This is a genomic window from Dysgonomonas sp. 37-18 (assembly GCF_001899125.1).
Classification (GTDB): Bacteria; Bacteroidota; Bacteroidia; order Bacteroidales; family Dysgonomonadaceae; genus Dysgonomonas.
Genome location: NZ_MKVC01000041.1, coordinates 221,596 through 241,952, shown reverse-complemented (window position 1 = coordinate 241,952; position 20,357 = coordinate 221,596). Strand labels below are relative to the sequence as shown.

The 20,357-nt window shown below is 39.2% G+C and carries 12 protein-coding genes; 9 read left to right on the top strand and 3 right to left on the bottom strand.

Annotated features, from left to right (window positions below):
- Positions 1–22 precede the first annotated feature (22 nt).
- The 4 genes from BGO84_RS16400 (at position 23) to BGO84_RS16385 (ending at position 9,217) form a co-directional block, all read left to right on the top strand.
- A complete protein-coding gene (locus tag BGO84_RS16400; protein WP_291030820.1) occupies positions 23–2,410 on the top strand; it encodes a TonB-dependent receptor in 2,388 nt (795 codons plus the stop codon).
- Between the two features lie 188 nt (positions 2,411–2,598).
- A complete protein-coding gene (locus BGO84_RS16395) occupies positions 2,599–3,717 on the top strand; it encodes a PepSY-associated TM helix domain-containing protein (protein ID WP_291030818.1) in 1,119 nt (372 codons plus the stop codon).
- Between the two features lie 264 nt (positions 3,718–3,981).
- Complete coding sequence (locus BGO84_RS16390; protein WP_291030816.1) at positions 3,982–6,837, top strand: sugar-binding domain-containing protein; 2,856 nt, start codon at positions 3,982–3,984, stop codon at positions 6,835–6,837.
- Between the two features lie 127 nt (positions 6,838–6,964).
- On the top strand, positions 6,965–9,217 hold the full coding sequence (locus BGO84_RS16385; RefSeq protein ID WP_291030814.1) for a GH92 family glycosyl hydrolase: 2,253 nt from the start codon (positions 6,965–6,967) through the stop codon (positions 9,215–9,217).
- Positions 9,218–9,281: 64 nt separating this feature from the next.
- Here BGO84_RS16385 and BGO84_RS16380 read toward each other — a convergent pair whose 3' ends face one another.
- Positions 9,282–10,487, bottom strand: a complete 1,206-nt coding sequence (locus BGO84_RS16380; RefSeq protein ID WP_291030812.1) for an FAD-dependent oxidoreductase — start codon at positions 10,485–10,487, stop codon at positions 9,282–9,284.
- 284 nt (positions 10,488–10,771) lie between these two features.
- Here BGO84_RS16380 and BGO84_RS16375 point away from each other — a divergent pair, with 284 nt between their 5' ends.
- On the top strand, positions 10,772–12,385 hold the full coding sequence (locus BGO84_RS16375; protein ID WP_283685725.1) for a CTP synthase: 1,614 nt from the start codon (positions 10,772–10,774) through the stop codon (positions 12,383–12,385).
- Between the two features lie 26 nt (positions 12,386–12,411).
- Positions 12,412–14,364, top strand: a complete 1,953-nt coding sequence (yidC, locus tag BGO84_RS16370) for a membrane protein insertase YidC (protein WP_291030810.1) — start codon at positions 12,412–12,414, stop codon at positions 14,362–14,364.
- 78 nt (positions 14,365–14,442) lie between these two features.
- On the opposite strand, the gene bamE is transcribed toward yidC, so the two are convergent.
- Both bamE and BGO84_RS16360 read right to left on the bottom strand, forming a co-directional pair.
- A complete protein-coding gene (gene bamE / locus BGO84_RS16365) occupies positions 14,443–15,114 on the bottom strand; it encodes an outer membrane protein assembly factor BamE (protein WP_291030808.1) in 672 nt (223 codons plus the stop codon).
- A 154-nt stretch (positions 15,115–15,268) separates the two neighbouring features.
- On the bottom strand, positions 15,269–16,252 hold the full coding sequence (locus BGO84_RS16360) for an FKBP-type peptidyl-prolyl cis-trans isomerase (protein WP_283685722.1): 984 nt from the start codon (positions 16,250–16,252) through the stop codon (positions 15,269–15,271).
- 385 nt (positions 16,253–16,637) lie between these two features.
- Here BGO84_RS16360 and BGO84_RS16355 point away from each other — a divergent pair, with 385 nt between their 5' ends.
- The 3 genes from BGO84_RS16355 (at position 16,638) to BGO84_RS16345 (ending at position 20,258) form a co-directional block, all read left to right on the top strand.
- Positions 16,638–18,464: a DEAD/DEAH box helicase gene (locus BGO84_RS16355; protein ID WP_135106777.1), complete on the top strand. Its 1,827-nt coding sequence runs from the start codon at positions 16,638–16,640 to the stop codon at positions 18,462–18,464.
- A gap of 200 nt (positions 18,465–18,664) precedes the next feature.
- Positions 18,665–19,012: a YciI family protein gene (locus BGO84_RS16350; RefSeq protein ID WP_135106775.1), complete on the top strand. Its 348-nt coding sequence runs from the start codon at positions 18,665–18,667 to the stop codon at positions 19,010–19,012.
- The gene (locus BGO84_RS16345; protein ID WP_291030806.1) at positions 18,996–20,258 is read left to right on the top strand and encodes a sigma-70 family RNA polymerase sigma factor; all 1,263 of its coding nucleotides are present in this window, start codon (positions 18,996–18,998) and stop codon (positions 20,256–20,258) included. Before BGO84_RS16350 ends, BGO84_RS16345 begins: the two co-directional genes overlap by 17 nt.
- Positions 20,259–20,357 lie beyond the last annotated feature (99 nt).

Genomic DNA, 20,357 nt, shown 5'->3' with positions numbered 1-20,357 from the left:
ATAAACTATATATATATCAACTATGAAGAAGATCATTACTCTATTTCTTTTTCTAATCATAGGCATTACAATTGCTAGTGCTCAAGTTATAAAAGGAAGGGTACTCGACGAAAATGGAGATCCTATAGCATCTGCTACTGTAGCGATCAAAGAATTACAAAAAGGCGTATCTACTGACGAATCAGGAAAATTTAGATTTACAAACCTCCCTAAAAGAGAACTTACTCTGGTAGTAAGCTTTGTAGGATACAATAACAATGAAAAGAAAGTAGACCTAAAAAATAATGAAGAATTTCATATCCAGTTTGATATGATTTCGAATGCAAACCTAAGCGAGATTGAAGTATTCGGCGAACGATACAAGCAACCCGAAAAGTTGGATGCTATCACACGTATGCCATTGCGCCCTAGCGAACAGATACAAAGTATATCTGTAATTTCCGATAAGGTAATTGCTGAACAAGGAGCCCTTACCATTACAGATGCAGTAAGAAATGTGCCGGGTGTAACACTATTTGGTTCTTATGGTGGTGTAAAAGAAAGTATGTCACTTCGCGGGTTTCGCGGAATTCCGGTTCTGAAGAACGGTGTAAGAACAGACTCTCAGTTCCAAACTGCTTCGATACAGACTGATATGATGGGTGTGGAGAGCATACAAGTGATAAAAGGGTCTGCGGCTATCACTCAAGGTGTTATAACTGACTTAGGTAATGCCGGAGGTGTAATAAACGTAGTTACTAAAACGCCTAAATTTGTAAATGGAGGTGAAGTTGGAGTACGTGTAGGCAGCTGGGGACAGGTTCGTCCTACATTCGATGTACAAACTGTTCTAGATAGTAAAAACACAATCGCTTTCCGTCTGAACGGAGCTTATGAGCGTGCTGATAATTACAGAGCAATAGTATCTTCAAATAAAGTATATATTAATCCATCGTTAGAATGGAGGCCGGATGACAAAACAACTGTAACATTGGAACTGGATTATATGAATGAAAACAGAACTCCGGTAACAAGTACAGTAAATCTCGCAGGAGCCGACAAAGAAGCTCTGTATGACATGCCTTACAGTAAGTTTTTAGGATTTAGAGAAGATAACACCAACAGCAAAACTTTAAGTTATGCTGCGCGTATCAATCGTCAACTAGCTGATAAAATCAGTTTAAGAGCTGCTTATTTCAATTCGTCTTATAATGTGGATAACACATCCACCGGATTAAGCGCCCTTAAAAGCCGCCCTACAGATTACAATATCAAACAACGCGCTATTTCACGTAATTTGCGTGATGATAAAAACTCAACATTCCAATTAGATTTTGTTGGAAAGGATGTATACACAGGTTCGATAAAACATACATTCCAGGTCGGCTTCGACTACAGAATTGCGGATGCCACTACAACAAATCTGGGCTCAATGGTCGTAGATACGATTGACGTATTGGCTAATAAAATTCTAAATGATGTTCCTTCAAAATTGGCATTGAAAGGAGCCGGTGATCCCGTACAGGCTAAATATACAACGTACGGAATCATGGCGCAGGAGGTGATGACAATAAATGAATACCTCAAAGTTATACTTGGTCTTCGTTACAGTTCTATCTCTACGATCAACGCTACTGCAGGAACAACAACAGGCGACGCATGGAATCCGATGTTAGGTTTGATGGTTACCCCTATCAAGAATGTAAATATATTCGGATCTTATACCACCAGCACCAGCCTGAGATCTGCAGCGCAAATCCTAACCGACAGCGTAACGCAGGCCGGTCCATCGACAACAAAACAATGGGAAGTAGGATTCAAATCGGATTGGCTAGACAACAGGCTGCGCTTCAATTTTACATATTTCAACATCAAAACAGAAAACCTGACCAATGCTGCATATATAGAAGGTACGAATACCCCAACCAACTATTACTATAAAGCAGGGACATTGAAAAGAGACGGTATAGAAGTGGAACTAAACGGACGAATATTAAACAACCTGCAAATAATGCTAGGATATGCTTACCTGAATGCCAGATATACAGACAGCCCTTCATATGTAAACGGGTCAGCTCCGATGAATGCACCAAAGCATACAGCTAACGGATGGATATACTATACAGTTGACAGAGGAGCAGTTAAAGGTTTATCCATCGGAGTAGGTACATACTATGTAGGAAAACGCCCTGTTAATGAATACAGTCTTGCTCCTGATGGACATGGCTCTCCGATTGGTGTAAAACCATTTGATATGCCTGCCTATACAACAGTAAATGCACAGGTAGCATATACATACAAGAAAGTGACGGCACGTGTGTTCTTCAATAATATATTTGACGAGCTTGGATACAATTCATATTTCCGTGGAGGCTACATCAACCAGATCGACCCTCGCAATTTTGCCGGAGTAGTATCTTATCGCTTTTAATCACTATTTATTGTGATTGAACGACACAAATATCATCATTTATTGTGATTGTAAGATAGTATTAAAACACCGACCTTTGTAATGATGATAGTTTAAAGAATTACTTAACTTTGATGATAGTTTGATTCCGGTGTCTTAGCAGTGCTAACTCACCGGAATTTTTCTTTATAAACGCTTAATAATAGTATATGAGACCATTCTTAAAAAAACTCCATAAATGGCTTTCCCTTCCTGTAGGAATTATAATTACAATTGTTTGCCTTACAGGAGCGATTCTTGTTTTTCAGGACGAGATATTAGAGCTATCCAATCCCTCTCACTACTTTGTAGATGAGGTAAAGGAAAAGCCTATGCCGTTGGAAGAGCTCATCCCAAAAGTAAACGCTCAATTAGATAGTAATTCTGTAGCAAGTGTACAGATATCTGACGACCCCAAGCGCACTTATCGCATGACCTTAGCCGAAGGATTCAGGATCACCGCATTTGTCAACCAGTATACCGGAGAAGTGACGGGAATGTATAAATTTCAGGAAAGCCCCTTCTATACCATCATGGTACTACATCGCTGGCTGATGGATGGCAGCCGCACATGGGGTAAATATACGGTAGGAATCTCTACGCTTATTTTCGTATTCATTCTTATTTCGGGGGTTATTGTCTGGATGCCGAAAAGATGGAATAGAAGCCGCTTCAAAATTCAATTCAGAAAAGGGCGCAAACGCCTCTTCTACGATATGCACAATGTACTCGGAGTATATGCTTGTTTAGTATTACTTATCTGCGCACTTACAGGCATGGTTTGGTCGTTCGAATGGTATCGAAATGGATTGTTCAGGCTCTTTGGTGTCGAAGTCGCCGAATCCGGAGGACATGGAGGCGGAAGAGGTGGTCGTGGCGGACAACAGGAAGAAAAGAAAGAATTGAATGTAGCTAATTGGCAAACGGTATTCAATTCTTTACAGACATCAAATCCTGATTATGAGTATATACGGGTGCAAGACGGTTCTGCCGCCGTTCACCTGAAATCATCTGTTACATCACGAGCTACAGACCAATACAAGTTTGACAAAAAAACAGGAGAGATCACAGCTACAACCTTATTTAAGGATCAGGAAGGCACTACCAAAATATGGGCTTGGGTGTATTCACTCCATGTAGGAAACTATTGGGGCATATGGTCAAAAATATTCACCTGCATATTCGCCCTCATCGGGGCAAGCCTTCCACTCACAGGTTACTACATCTTTTTTGTGAAAAGAAAAAACAAAAAAACGGTACGGAAACAAAAAGAAATAAAAATCGCTTAATTGCATAATTTCGACAAGGGAGTAATATGAATTACTCCCTTTTTTGTTTCACTCACCATCCATTTTACCATTATTATATAAATGACTGATCTACACATCACCAAAAAATATTACCTTTGTCCACTAGGGCAAGAGCACTTCTAATTGTTATTATTTAGAATAGCATTATTCCGACACACTAGAAATATTGCATTGCTTTATTGGGGGATCTTATCCTCTAAAATAATGATGAAATATAATTTATAACCTATTAATACCTTACTTATGTTCAATAAAAGACATTCGAAATTCTATGTAAGTTTGATGATATTAATGCTAATGTCATTGGTACAAATCAACGCTCAAGATTTTATTCCGGGGCAACTCTGGACAGGCTTGAAGCAACCACAACCCCAATCTGAATTACCTAAAGGAAAAGCTCCCTTTCAAACATCGGAAAGAGTCGCAAAAAGGAATATACCAACAGCCCTTATCCCTCTACAAAGCGGAGAATGGATTATCTCGGACGGATGGGAAATGACAGACGGAAAAACAGCAATGGCGTCGAATAAATCTATTTTCGACCCTCAATATAACACTTCTGGATGGTATAATGCAACTGTTCCGGGTACAGTGCTTACCACTCTTGTCAATCAAGGAGTGTACCCCGACCCTTACTTCGGGCTGAATAATATGAATATACCTGAATCGCTAAGTCGCACCGACTGGTGGTACAGATGTAAGTTTACAGTACCAAAAGATATTGACGGCAACCAACTGCGCTTACTTTTCAATGGCATCAACTACAAAGCGGATATATACCTCAACGGAAAAAGCCTGGGAGATATGAAAGGTGCTTTTATCCGGGGTGAGTTTAATATAACAGATCTTGTAAATAAAAATGGAGAAAACATACTTGCTGTTCATGTTTTTCCTCCACACAATCCGGGTATCCCTCACGAACAATCTATGATTGCCGGACAGGGACTAAACGGAGGAGTACTCAGTACAGACGGACCTACATTTATCTCTTCGATAGGATGGGACTGGATTCCCGGAATACGTGACCGTAACACGGGCATCTGGCAAGATGTAAGACTAAAAGTGGGGGGCGATATCATTATCGGTGATCCTCTTGTAACCACAGATATTTTACTTCCTGATACGACACAAGCCAAAATATCAATAAAAAATATTGTAAAAAATATTACCTCTAAAACTGTCAATGGTACGCTAACTGCAAAAATTGAAAATATAAACATATCGCTACCTTTTACATTGGCTGCAAACGAAGAAAAAGAGATAACATTTACTCCGGAGCAGTTTAAAGAACTGAATATAAAAAATCCACGTCTGTGGTGGCCAAACGGTTACGGAAGACCCGAATTATATAATCTGGAATTAACTGTACAATCAAATAATAAAGTGTCGGACACAAAATCTCTGAAATTTGGGATAAGAGAAATGTCGTACGAACTGATGGTAAACGATAACAGCCAAAACAAACGTGTTCTTTATACTCCAAATGAAACAGTAAACAAAGGAAAACCCGTATTCGACTATATTAATCGTGTTTCATTCACCAAAGACAACAATCTGCCTACTATTGCTAAAGATGCAGACACCTCCGGGTTACAACCTCTATCGAGCGATGATCCTGTAGGACCATTTTTTGCGATAAGAGTAAACGGAGTAAGAATTTTCTGCCGTGGTGGCAACTGGGGTATGGACGATGGCATGAAACGTGTATCAAGAGAACGTCTTGAGCCATATATCAGACTGCACAAAGATGCAAACTTCAACATTATTCGCAACTGGACAGGAGAAACAACCGAAGAGGATTTCTACGCATTGTGCGACGAATACGGCATGCTTGTATGGAATGACTTCTGGATTACAACGGACGATACGGTAGAACCTAGCGACTTCCCTCTCTTTGTAAAAAATGCGACAGATGCAGTTCGCCGTTTCCGCAACCACCCATCTATAGCAGTGTGGTGTCCTCGTAACGAAGGGTTTGCTCCTAAACAATTAGAAGAGAGCATCTCTGTAATGATGGCTAAAGAAGACCCTACCCGCCACTATCATGGACAATCTCGCTTCTTGAATATGGGGACCAGTGGCCCTTGGGGATACTTCAAAGACCCATCTAAATATTATACAGAGAATGCGAAAGGATTCAATACCGAGATGGGTAGCTATGCAATCCCTACGGCAAATACAATCCGTAAATTTATCGCACCGGAAGACCAGTGGCCTATCAATGACGTATGGGCTTATCATGATCTGCACCATACAACTCAGAATTTCGGAGACTTTATCAATGCAGTAGACCGCTATGGAAAAGCAGAAAGCATGGAAGATTTTTCACGCAAATCGCAATTTGTAACTTACGATGCATGGCGCAATATGCTCGAAGCATGGAACAGCAAAATGTGGAACAATACCACAGGACTTATCCTTTGGATGAGCCATCCGGCATGGCCAAGTATGATATGGCAAACATATACTTACGATTACGAAACACCGGGATCTTATTTCGGTGCAAAAAAAGCATGCGAGCCTATTCACATACAAATGAATTTGCCAGAAAATGATGTTATGATTATTAATACAACATTGAATGATTACAAGTCTGTAACTGCCGGTCTGCGCTTCATCGATCTTCAAGGAAAAGAATTATATAAGAAGAATATAAAATTAGACGCAAAAGCAAACTCAGCAACGAAATGTTTTGTTCCCGAAAAAGGAAATAACTTACCTCAGTTGTATCTGGCACGCCTTGAGCTAAAAGATGCAAAAGGGAAAGTGCTATCAATCAATGATTACTGGATGACAAATGGAGACAAAAAATCATACGAGGCCATAAATACGTTACCGTCAACAACAGTAATTATCAAAACGATCAGCAGCAAAGGTAAAACATGGGTAGAGGTATCAAATCCATCGAAAACATTAGCAGTTGCGGTAAAACTAAATGTAGTGGACAAAAACTCCAAAGAGATATTACTCCCTGCTTACTTCTCTGATGGATATATTAACTTGCTTGGCGGAGAAAAAAGATTAGTAGAATTGGATATACCTAAAAGTATCGCCAACTACAACATAGTAGCTGAAGGTTACAATACAAAAAGTAAATAGTAATTTATCTAGTATCAGATAATAAATGTAACACAAAAGGTGACAAATAAGAATGAGTGAAAACCTGTTACTTTTGTCACCTTTTTTAGATAATACCCTGTCACCCAGTGTGACAAAAAATAAACAAATGAAAAGAATACTATTAACAATAAGCATAGCACTAGCAACAGCCAGCCTGTCTGCTCAAACAGATCCTGTCGACTATGTAAATCCATTTATAGGAACAACAAACTACGGAACAACGAACCCCGGAGCGATGTGTCCTCAAGGATTTATGTCAGTAACACCATTCAACGTAATGGGTTCTCCCGAAAACAAAAGGGACAAAGACACCGGATGGTGGTCTACTCCCTATTCGTACGACAATAGCGTATTTACCGGTTATGCTCATGTCAACCTCAGTGGTGTGGGATGCCCCGATATGAGTAGTCTACTATTGATGCCGATAAGCGGCGAACTGGAAGTAGATTATAAAAAATACGGGAGTAAGTACAAAGATGAAAAAGCAACTCCGGGATATTATACTAATTTCCTGACCAAGTACAATATCAAAACCGAAGTTAGTACAACACCTCGAGTAGGTATAGCCCGTTTCACATTTCCCAAAGGACAGAATCATATCCTACTAAATCTAGGTGAAGGGCTCACAAACGAAACAGGTGCGATGGTTCGCAAAGTAAGCGACACGGAAATAGAAGGGACGAAACTACTTGGAACATTCTGTTATACTCAGAATCAGGCTGTATTCCCTATTTACTTTGTGATGCGTGTAAGCAAAGCTCCACAAAAATCAGGTTACTGGAAATTCCAACGCCCCGGAGGAAACTGGGAAAAAGACTGGAACAAAGATGCAGGAACATATAAGATTTATACAAAATACGAAAAAGAAATAGCCGGCGATGATGTAGGAGCTTATTTCACTTTCGACTGCGCAGAAGGAGAAACAGTAGAAGTGCAAATGGGAGTTTCTTTTGTTAGCATGGAGAATGCACGCCAGAATCTAGAGAAGGAACAACCAAAACCCGACTTCGATGCGATCCGTCTTGCTGCACGCAAAATGTGGAACGACGACCTGTCACGCATTCTTGTAGAAGGAGGCTCGGAAGACCAAAAGGTAGTATTCTACACAGGGCTTTACCACATGCTTATCCACCCGAATATCTTACAAGATGTAAACGGACAATATCCGGCAATGGAAAGCTCGGAGATAAAAACAACGAAAGAAAACCGCTATACCGTATATTCTTTGTGGGATACATACCGCAATCTCCACCAGATGATGACTCTCTTGTATCCCGATCGTCAGTTGCAGATGGTACGCACCATGATAGATATGTATAAAGAGTCGGGCTGGATGCCAAAGTGGGAATTGTACTCTCGCGAATCGCTAACGATGGAAGGCGACCCTGCCATCCCTGTAATTACAGACACATGGATGAAAGGATTAAGAGATTTTGATATCAATACAGCATACGAAGCTTTTATAAAGTCTGCAACAACTCCGGGACCTCAAAACTTACTCCGTCCCGATAATGATGATTATATGAAACTGGGTTATGTACCATTAAGAGAAAAATATGACAACTCTGTTTCTCATGCCTTAGAATATTATATGGCAGACTGGACTTTAGCCGAATTGGCAAACTCTTTGGGCAAAAAAGAAGATGCAGAGAAGTTTTATAAACGTTCGCTAGGCTATAAGCATTACTACAGCAAAGAATATGGTACATTCAGACCAATATTGCCTAACGGAGAATTCTTAACTCCTTTCAGCCCGTTACAAGGTGCGAATTTTGAGCCTAATCCAGGTTTTCATGAAGGGAATGCGTGGAATTATACATTTGCTGTTCCGCACGACATACCAGGACTTATCAAGTTGATGGGGGGCAAGAAAAGCTTTGTAGATAAGCTACAAGCTGTATTCGATAACGGTTATTTCGATGTAACAAATGAGCCTGACATACACTATCCGTACCTGTTTAGCCAGATAAAAGGAGAAGAATGGCGCACACAAAAACTTGTGACAGAGATACTAGCCAAGCATTTCACGAATACGCCGGGAGGACTTCCGGGCAATGATGACACAGGTACTATATCGGGTTGGGCTGTATTCAGCATGATGGGCATGTATCCCGAATGTCCGGGAAAACCAGACTATACACTGACGACTCCTACATTCAGTAAAATAACAATCAAACTCGATCCTAAGTATTATAAGTCAGATAAGGTTGTTATCAATGTGATTAAACCTCAGGATGTAGCGGCAAATTATATAAAAGAAGTGAGAGTTGACGGCAAAACACTGAATGGATATGCTCTATCTCATGATGCGTTGACAGGAGCTAAAGAAATTACCTATATACTGAAACCAAGTAAATAAGATACAATATCATTCTAAGGGAGTGAAGAAGGATATTCTTCACTCCCTTTAGATTTATAAAGAATTACAAGTTGCTCTTAAATCTCTCGAATTCATTCTTAGACCTGTTCACACAATCTTCCAAAGACAAGCCGTAGTAATAATTGCCCAACAGATAAACACGATCGTTCTTTCGCATAGCCTGTACTTTCTCATCCATATGCAAATGCTCCAATCGCATTACAGGCAAACTATGCTCTATGAATGAAGTCTCTATTATATCGGATTGTTGAATATTCAATACATTGCATATTAGCTCCAGCTTTTCTTTCTCTGATTTTTTGCCTTTCTCAAAGTGAAAAGTAAAGCTTCTATACTCGCCATTCTCTATCAGATCTCTGGATACTGCCGAAAGGAAGTCGTCTGACAAAGGAATAATACCTGCTATTTCTTTCAGCTCTATTTTATCTTTCTTTATGGTAATGTTCAAAGATTCGGAAGCAAATATCGGGATGGAGGATAACAATCCGGCTAACTCCGGTTCTATATCCTTCAGCAGACTAGAGCTCACTTTCGGATTTGCCGCCATAGCAATATTTCGTGCATAAAAGATTTGCCCGTTTGCTGTTGAAACTAAAAAGACATCGCCTTCTTTCTTTATATCAATCACTTCACTTAAAGTATTGACTTCAAGATCTCCGCTCTCTACTACTGCATTGATAAACGACGATAAGCCACCTTTGAATGTAAAACGTCGTGAAATATCCTTTTCTCTTTTGTCTCTCTTTTTAAGAAATATTTCCGCAGGATAATCATCCGCCGGTTGACAGATCACAGCTTTGAATGCATTCGTAAACAATCGGTCATAATTAGAAGCCCCTACTATAGGACGAAAATATTCGCGGGTAGTTTTCCCGGCTTTGCCTGAAAAGAAATACTTCGGAAAGTGAAGTAGACATGATAGCTTGGATACTTCAGACATAATACTTTTTATCTTACCCGAAGCATAGAGCACATAACTGAATTTTCCGAGAGGTACTATTATATCTGTTCTTTGTATTTCTTTCACAATAGACAACAGGCTGGTATATGAATTGTAGCAGGTATGAGACCCAAGCTCGTACCAGAAGTCGGGTTGAGCAGAAAGATGCCCTGTCTGCAATTGCCCTCCGGTATTCTTATTTTTCTCCAAGACCAATACGGCTTTATCTTCTTTTTTCAGATAGTGTGCAAAAGTAACCCCACTTATGCCCCCTCCTACAACAATGCAATCATATACTTTTTGGCTCATGCTCTTCATTTTTTTACTCTATACAAATATACAAGGAATGTATGGAATAATGATATTTTACATTCCAACCATACCCTCAAAAAAGCTATTCAATATTACCTGTTTATACTTTAGGCATTTTTCACCTCTCCTAATAGACTGCAAGTCAAAACCAAAGAGATAAATTCTTTAATAATTATTTTCATTTTAAGGATTCGACTACTCTTATTTTGCAATGAGTATCCAAATATTTTTCTTACTTTTGTCCTTTCTTTTTAGAGTCTAAAAAAATAAAACGTAAAGTCGTGGCTAATACGAAGTATATATTTGTTACAGGAGGAGTCATATCTTCCTTAGGTAAAGGTATTATAGCATCCTCACTAGGTAAACTACTACAAGCCAGAGGTTATAAAGTAACTATCCAGAAATTAGACCCCTACATCAACATCGACCCCGGTACACTAAACCCTTACGAGCATGGCGAATGCTATGTAACCGTTGACGGACATGAAGCCGATCTCGATTTGGGACACTATGAAAGATTTCTGAATCAGCCTACACATAAAGATAACAACATCACCACAGGACGCATCTATCAGAATGTGATCAACAAAGAAAGAAAAGGTGATTATCTGGGTAAAACTGTTCAGATCGTACCTCATATCACAGATGAGATTAAGCGCAACATCAAAATGTTGGGCACAAAATACAACTATGATTTTGTTATCACCGAAATTGGAGGTACAGTAGGTGACATAGAGTCACTTCCTTTTATAGAGAGCGTACGCCAGTTGCGTTGGGAACTAGGCAAAAACTGCCTGTGTGTCCACCTTACTTATGTTCCTTATATTGCAGCAGCAAAAGAGGTGAAAACAAAACCGACACAGCACTCCGTAAAACAATTACAATCGGAAGGGGTACAGCCTGACATGCTTGTTCTGCGTACCGAACATCCGTTGAATAAAGATATATTGCGTAAGGTTGCTCTATTTTGTAATGTAGAAGTAGACGCTGTGGTACAGTCTGTCGATGTATCTACTATTTATGAAGTTCCACTGAAGATGCAGGAACAGAATATGGACGAAATAGTTCTTCGTAAATTAGGAATGCCAATAGGAGAAAAACCTGAAATGCAACCTTGGCGTGACTTCTTAAGCAAGAAAAAACATGCCAAAAGTACAATTAAAATTGGACTGGTAGGTAAGTATGTTGAGCTACCCGATGCATACAAATCTATCAACGAATCGTTGCTGCAAGCAGCAACATATAACGAGCATAAGCTCGACCTCCACTTTATACTATCTGACAAACTGACCGAAGAGAATATAGAGAAAACACTGTCATCAATGGATGGCATACTTATTGCTCCGGGATTTGGACAAAGAGGAATGGAAGGTAAAATCCATGCATTAAAATATGCCCGCGAACATGACGTTCCTACATTTGGAGTTTGTCTGGGTATGCAATGTATGGTTGTTGAATTCGCTCGTAATGTATTAGGGCTTGAAGAAGCCAATTCTACCGAGATGAATAATCATACTCCATTTAAGGTGATAGACCTGATGGAAGAGCAAAAGAATATCACCAATATGGGAGGCACAATGCGTCTTGGAGCATATAAATGCGAATTGGAAAAAGGTTCTCTTGTATACAAAGCTTATGGCAAAAAGATGATAGAAGAACGTCATCGCCATCGCTTTGAATTCAATAACGATTTCAGAGAAGACTTTGAAAAAAATGGAATGAAGTGCACAGGAATCAATCCGGAAATGGATCTTGTGGAAGTGGTAGAAGTTCCCGGGAAAAAATGGTACTTAGGCGTACAATTCCATCCGGAATATAATAGCACAGTTGTTTCACCCAATCCATTGTTTTTAAGCTTTATAAAAGCCGTTGTAGATAATAAAGAAAAAAAATAAGAAAGGAATAAAACATATAATTATAAATGGACAAGAATACGATTACCGGGTTTATCCTGATCGCAGCCGTAATTATTGGATTCACATTATTGAGTAGGCCTTCGTCGGAAGACATCGAACGCCAGAAGCAACAGCGCATAAAAGATTCTATCGAATATGCTCAAACTCTGCAACGTGAGCAAGAAAATAAAATAGACACCTCTGTAGTTGAAAAAAAGACCGAGAAGATCGACGATTTCTTCAGTGCTTCCGCTCAGCAAAGCGACTCTACTGTAGCAGTTACAGACTCGCTTCCATCAGCAGAACAAAAAACGGAACAATTCATAACCCTTGAAAACAGCAAACTAAAAGCTACATTTTCTACCAAAGGAGGACGAATGGTTCGTGTTCAGCTCAAAGACTACATGAGCTACAACAGAGACAACAAGAAGAATACCGACTCTCTTTACCTGTTCAACAATGATGCCGACTTTACCTTATTGCTAACAAACAAGCAACAGAAGGTTTTGAGTACAGGCAAATTGATATTTACTCCTATACAGAAAGAAGGTGACAACTCGCTGATCATGCGCTATGCATACTCAGACAGCCAGTATATCGATTTTGTGTACAAACTGGCTGATGACGACTACATGATGAAATACGACATCAATATGGTAGGCATGCAGCCGATGCTAGCCCGTACCTATAGCGATGTATTCGAGATGAAGTGGTCACAGAGAATGCGCAGACAAGAGAAAAGCGTGAAGAACGAACAGCGTTATTCTCACCTCACTTACAAATATGTGGGTGGCGATGTAAAGGAAATGAGCAGTGATAAAAATGAAGAAATAGAAGTTAAAGAGCCTGCAAAATGGATCGCCTTCAAAAATCAGTTCTTTGCTCCAATCCTAATTGCTGATGACAAAATAGAGACGGCTCTCCTTAACTCGAAAGTTTTGCAAACGGACGAAAATAGCGAGTATCTGAAAAGCTTTGAAGCAACACTATATGTACCTGCAAAACCCGGAGCAGCACCAGAGAGCATCACAGCAGGATTCTCTTACTACCTAGGACCAATGTCTTACTCTTTGTTGAAGAACTATGACAGTAATGTTAAAGACGCAAACAAAGAACTGGATTTAGACAAACTGGTTCCACTGGGTTGGACTTTATTCCGTTGGGTTAATCAATACTTTATAGTTCCTATATTTAATTTATTGAGCAATACCGGACTATCTATGGGTATTGTAATCTTACTACTAACAATCATTGTTAAATTAGTAATTTCCCCTCTGACATACAAGTCATTTATGTCTTCTGCCAAAATGCGTGTTCTACGCCCTCAGGTAGAAGAAATAAACGAGAAGTATCCGAAGCAGGAACAAGCGATGGAAAAACAACAGGCTACAATGGCTCTCTATAGCAAGGCGGGGGTCAATCCGATGAGTGGCTGCGTACCGATGTTGCTTCAGATGCCGATATTGATCGCCTTGTTCTCGTTCTTCCCTAATGCGATAGAATTGCGTCAGCAAAGCTTCTTGTGGGCTACCGATTTATCAACTTATGATGCCATCTTTGAATGGAAAAATCATATCCCATTGATTGGAACTCATATCAGTCTATTCTGTATTCTGATGACCATTACGAATATCATCTATACAAAGTTCAATATGGAGATGACCAATACCGGACAACAACAAATGCCGGGTATGAAATGGATGATGTATCTGATGCCGCTTATATTCTTGTTTATGTTGAATGACTATCCGTCAGGACTTACATACTATTACTTCCTTTCACTATTGATTACAATATTGCTTACTATTGCTTTCCGTTACATTATCAACGAAGAAAAAGTTTTAGCTAAGTTGGAAGCAAATAAAGCTAAGCCGAAAAAGAAATCTGGCTTTATGGCACGTCTGGCAGAGGCTCAACGTATACAACAGCAACAGCTGAACGATAGAAACAAATCGAACAGCACAAAGAAGAAAAGATAATATAAACATCACTAAATAAAAAGAGACTGATTCCTATACAGAATCAGTCTCTTTTTATTTGTATCTGAAATCTTTAGATTATCTTTCTCTTGTTGCGCTTGAAGAGCTACTTTCTTCTGTTTTTTTCTCTGCACTTCTTCCACTACTCTTATCGTTTGCGTTGGTTGGTCTTCCGCTACTAGATGTAGATGGACGAGAGCTTTCGTTTGGTCTTGCTGCCGGACGCTCATTGGATGGACGTTCGTTCGATGGACGCTCAGGCCTTGTTGGCTCATTAGGCGTAGTAGGTCTACCCGAACTGGAATTTCCGGGACGAGTTGCTTCTCCCGGACGACTAAGACGACCGGAGCTTGAGTTTCCGGGACGATCTGTTTCAGGACGGCTAGGGCGACTAGGTCTGCTTGGACGACTAGGACGATCGATATAGATAGGTCTGCCATAGTCCGGTAATATCATCGGAGGAGCCGGAGCTATATATTCCACATCCTCGTATAAGAATTCATATCCTACAAGATAGTCATCAATAAATTCCAAAGCATAAACCTCATTTCTTGGAGTTCTGTATTCCAAAACCTCCTGATATCCATTCTGTGTATTATTCACAGCTAATATTCGGCTAGGGTCACCAACAGCTTGCACCACCTGCTCTTTTGTCATACCCGTTCTCAATTTACTTAAATCAAGAGTCTTAAACATCCCACAAGAGATGAATACAACAGATATAATCAAAAACGAAATCAGTTTTTTCATCTTTAATAGTTTTGTTTCGTTATTATCATTAATACTTATAATAGATTAAACAATATTTTGAGTCTGAGAGTTCTTTAAATACATCAAAAAGAATAGGATGTAAAAAGGTCGCCTTCTAAACAAAGCGACCTTCTATATCTTAATTTCTCAGAAATTATTTTTCTATCTCAAGAAGCTCTACTTCAAATATAAGATTAGAGAATGGTTTGATTTTGCCTGCATCTCTTCCTCCGTAAGCAAGATCGTAAGGGATATACAGAATCCATTTCGAACCCACCGGCATCAATTCCAAAGCCTCTGTCCATCCTTTTATCACCTGACCAACGCCAAAAACAGTCGGTTCTCCACGTTCCACACTACTATCGAACACAGTTCCATCCATCAATGTACCGTGATAATGAACTTTCACACGATCCGTAGCTGTTGGCTTTTCTCCTGTACCATTTGTGATAACCTTATATTGCAAGCCGCTAGGTAAAGTCACAACCCCATCCTTCGCCTTATTTTCTTCCATAAACTTATCGCCCTCAGCTATCTGATCGGCATACTGAGCTTTCTGTGCCTCTTCTTGTTTTGCCTGCATCTTAGCTTGAGCATCCTGCATTTTTTCGTTGAATGCTTCTGCCGGATTTTCTATATCAAAAGTACCGCCACTCATAGCAGTATACATCGCTGACACAAAAGCATCATTGTTAAACTTTTCTGTATACCCTTCACCATACATCTGCTGCAAAAGTCCCGGCATCATTTGTTTCAGGATTTGCCCCCCTACCGAAAGCCCTGTGTTGTATGCATTTTTTGCCTCAGGAGCATCCAATCCGGCTTTTAGCCCTGCAATAAACTCAGTTCTGTTAATCTTATTAGCGTTCAAAATAGAATCACGCTTCATTGCAGACTCCACTCCTGTAGTATCGGCAACCACACTAAGTTGGCGGAGATACATAGACAACCCTTGCTCGTAAAGACTGGCGCCAAACATATAAGACAATGAGTCCATCTCTGTTTTAAGAACAGGTTTGGCCGCTGCAACACCTGCTTTTAGAGGTTGCTTTTGTGCCGAAGTTTTTTTCTGTGCCGACAAAGCCATTGGACTTAGCATGACACAAGAAGCAAAAGAGAAAAGTAAAAATTTCTTCATATTATTTCAAATTTTATAGATATGCGATTTTATAGTTTCTGAAAATGTGTTTTTTACATCAAGCTACAAAAATAGCATTTTTATTCTTTAATTTGACAACCGCTTTAGTTTTGTTAAATATTTATGCACAAGCGTATCCGCACCAATAAAAAGAGAGCTATACTACAAAATTACATCGAATTTAGACCTTCTATTTATATCACTATCTAGCCTTTATAAGACAGTTAAAACAAAGTTATTACACAATTATTGTAAAAACTTGAAAACTAATTACTACCTTTGCGCGTCCTTTTGACAGGCTCTCTTATGTCGAATAATTTTGGGGTGGGAGTAAGTCAAAAAAAATGAAGGGCTTTTTACCACAAAAGATATTTGAAAATTTTTAATGAAAACATTTGAAGAGTTAGGGGTTGCCGCGAATATTCGCAAAGCAATCGAAGAAATGGGTTATGAGAACCCAATGCCTGTGCAAGAAGAAGTGATTCCATATTTGCTTGGCGAAACGAATGATGTAATTGCGCTCGCGCAAACAGGAACAGGAAAGACCGCAGCTTTTGGTCTTCCTATATTACAAAAAATAGATACAAACCAGAACGTTCCTCAGGCACTTATCCTTTGTCCTACACGTGAACTATGTCTGCAAATAGCAGGAGACTTATCCGATTATTCAAAATATATAGATAACCTAAGAGTTCTTCCTGTATATGGAGGATCAAGCATCGAGAGTCAGATAAAATCACTAAAGAGAGGCGTACAGATTATTGTTGCTACTCCGGGACGACTGATTGACCTTATCAACCGTAGAACAGTAGAGTTATCGAATGTAAAATATGTAGTACTCGATGAGTCGGACGAAATGCTTAACATGGGATTCATGGAAAGTATCGACGAGATATTATCTAAAGTGCCGGATGAGAGATTGATGCTGTTATTCTCGGCTACTATGCCTAAAGAAATAGCTAAGATCACAAAAAAATACATGCAGAACCCGAAAGAAATTACTATCGGAAGAAAGAACGAAGGTTCGAACAGCGTGAAGCATGTATACTATCTTGTTCATGCTAAAGATAAATATCTGGCATTAAAACGCATAGCAGACTATTACCCGAATATATACGGAATTATATTTTGTCGTACCCGTCGCGAGACACAAGAAATTGCCGACAAGCTGATACAAGATGGTTACAATGCAGACTCTCTGCACGGTGATCTGTCTCAAGCTCAGCGTGACTATGTGATGCAAAAATTCCGCATAAAAAACATACAGTTGCTTGTAGCTACAGACGTGGCAGCAAGAGGACTGGATGTAGATAGCTTGACACACGTTATCAATTATGGTTTGCCGGATGATATAGAGTCATATACTCATAGAAGTGGACGTACCGGTCGTGCCGGAAAAACAGGTACTTCTATCGCAATTATCCACGTAAAAGAAAAAGGAAAAGTAAGAGAGATTGAGAAAATAATCAACAAAAAGTTTGAGCAGGGAGCTATACCTTCGGGCGAAGCTATTTGCGAAAAACAGTTGTTCAGTCTGGTAGACAGAATAGAGAAAGTAAAAGTAAATGAAGATGAAATCTCAAACATACTTCCTTCTGTTTACAGAAAACTCGATTGGCTAGAAAAAGAAGATATTATCAAACGTGTAGTAGCGCTTGAGTTCAATCGTCTTATCGATTACTACCGCGATGCACAAGAAATAGAATCACCATCCGAACGTTCGTCTCGCGATGATAAGTCATTCCCTAAACGTAAAGACAGAGATCGTTCCGATCGCTCAGACCGCTCGGATCGTTCATCCGGCGGACGCTCTGCCGAAAGAGGGTACTCTCGTTTGTTTATTAATGTAGGACGTACCGACAATGTAAATCCAGCAACGCTGATGGGACTTGTTAACGACTATGTTCCGGAAAAGGTAAATATCGGACGTATTGACATAATGCAAAACTTCTCTTTCTTCGAAGTGCCTGAAAAAGATGCGCAAAAAGTTATAAAATCCATGAGCAAACAAGAACAGAACGGACGACGTATTTCTGTAGAGGTAGCTCAGGGCGGAGGAGGCGGAAACGCTAAAGACCGTGGCGGAGATAGAGGCCGTAAAAACTTCAGCACTCGCTCAGATATCGGAACACGAAAAAGCTCTGATTATAATTCACCAAAACACTCTGATAAGAATAAAGGACGGAGTGGACGAAAACCAAAATATTCTTAAATATCCATTTATACGAAAAGCACCGAATTTTAAAATTCGGTGCTTTTTTTATTAAAAAACATTCTATATTTACACCTACCGGTAACAATAGATAATAAAAAAGGGAATCTCAGAAAAAAATCTAAATACTTTGTCCCGAAATTAAACACCCGATTGTCTTATAAGTACATAACAGAATTATTAACTTAGAATAAAAAATAATGAAAGAATTTTTATTACTAATTCGGGAAAATGCAGATTATGGAGATCTGTCCGTAGAAGATATGCAAGCAGACATTCAGGAACACATCAAATGGGTAGAAACGCTAGTCGAGAACGGGAACTTTAAAGATGGAAATCCCCTCGATTCTGCTGGTGTTACCTTGAAAGATGGTATTGCTACAGACGGTCCTTATGTTGAAACCAAAGAGTGTGTGAGCGGCTATTATTTCCTCCTTGCCAACTCTTTAGACGAAGCAAAAGAACTGGCAAAAGGCTGTCCCGATTTGAAACGTGGAGCAACCCTAGAAATCCGTAGAATCATCAACACTGATGAAGAACAACACTGACGAAAATATAAAAACACTTACGAGCCATCTTTTCAGAGAACATTATGGAAAGATGGTTTCCTATTTATCTCAAAAGTATGGCTATCATAAGATTGAGGATATACTAGACGCAGTTCAAGAATCTTTCGAAACAGCTCTAAATACATGGAGGTTTGGAGAAGTTCCCGAGAATCCCTTTGCGTGGCTTTATAGGGTTGCAAACAACAAGTTACTGAACAAAATCCGGCAATCAAACATTGCACAAACGCACCTCAACTACCTTGCATCCACAGAAAAAGACAATGACGAATACTCCGAAAAGGAAGTAGAGGACAGCTTACTTAAATTATTGATTTTCTTTTCAAAAGCGTCTTTCTCTGAAAGGAATAAGCTAATTATTTCACTTTATTTCCTTTGTGGATTCAACTATTCGGAAATTGCCAATGCGCTGATCATTAAAACAGAAACCGTCAAGAAAGTTGTTTTAAGGAGCAAAGAAACGATCAAAGAATTTTCAGAAATTTACGATGATTTTCAGATTCAGACCATTGAGGAATTAAGCCATCTACTTAAGATTATATACCTGCTCTACAATGAAGGATATAAAAGTTCGCAAAGAGCCGGAACCATAAATTTAGACTTGTGCTTTGAAGCCATCAGGCTAGGAAAATTATTACACCAGTATCATCCCGAAAACCCTGAAATCAATTCTCTGCTGGCAGGTATGTTTTTCAACTCCTCAAGATTTCCTGCACGAACCGAGAACGATACGTGGATATCGTTGGAGAATCAGAACAGAACCCTTTGGAATAATGATTTAATAAAAGAAGGTTTCTATTACTTGGAAATAGCAAAGAAGCACCAGCAAACTTTAGATAAATATTATTTAGAAGCTTTGATTTCATCCATGCATTGCACTTCCGAATCGTATGAAAAAACAGACTGGAAAACGATTGCTTATCTATATAAACAACTCGAAAAAATGGAACCATATTCGATTTCAGTAAAGCTAAACAGAATTATTGCTGAAAGTAACTTTAAGAGTCTGCACGATCTGCTACCTGAGCTAGTTACTATGGAAAACATGATGAACGAAGAAACAGAGTTTATCTATCTCAGCACCAAGGCTCACTTTTATGCAAAAATGGAAGAATGGAATTTGGCCATTCATAATTATGAGTTGTCGCTGAATTGCACCAAAAATAAAACCGATATAAACTTCATCAGCGGAAAAATAAATCTTATAAAGAAAAAGTTGGAGAATTAATAATGATTCATTTCTCGAGAAAGTCCCAAGATCAAATTTTAATCAAAAAAATCGAAACATTTTAACTTTACATATCCTCATAATAAATAGTAACAAATA

Coding starts and splice junctions, on each gene's coding strand:
- BGO84_RS16395 (WP_291030818.1), top strand. CDS start 2,599: ATGAGACCATTCTTAAAAAAACTCCATAAATGGCTTTCCCTTCCTGTA.
- BGO84_RS16385 (WP_291030814.1), top strand. CDS start 6,965: ATGAAAAGAATACTATTAACAATAAGCATAGCACTAGCAACAGCCAGC.
- BGO84_RS16350 (WP_135106775.1), top strand. CDS start 18,665: ATGAAAGAATTTTTATTACTAATTCGGGAAAATGCAGATTATGGAGAT.
- BGO84_RS16400 (WP_291030820.1), top strand. CDS start 23: ATGAAGAAGATCATTACTCTATTTCTTTTTCTAATCATAGGCATTACA.
- bamE (WP_291030808.1), bottom strand. CDS start 15,114: ATGAAAAAACTGATTTCGTTTTTGATTATATCTGTTGTATTCATCTCT.
- BGO84_RS16360 (WP_283685722.1), bottom strand. CDS start 16,252: ATGAAGAAATTTTTACTTTTCTCTTTTGCTTCTTGTGTCATGCTAAGT.
- BGO84_RS16380 (WP_291030812.1), bottom strand. CDS start 10,487: ATGAGCCAAAAAGTATATGATTGCATTGTTGTAGGAGGGGGCATAAGT.
- BGO84_RS16390 (WP_291030816.1), top strand. CDS start 3,982: ATGTTCAATAAAAGACATTCGAAATTCTATGTAAGTTTGATGATATTA.
- BGO84_RS16355 (WP_135106777.1), top strand. CDS start 16,638: ATGAAAACATTTGAAGAGTTAGGGGTTGCCGCGAATATTCGCAAAGCA.
- BGO84_RS16345 (WP_291030806.1), top strand. CDS start 18,996: ATGAAGAACAACACTGACGAAAATATAAAAACACTTACGAGCCATCTT.
- yidC (WP_291030810.1), top strand. CDS start 12,412: ATGGACAAGAATACGATTACCGGGTTTATCCTGATCGCAGCCGTAATT.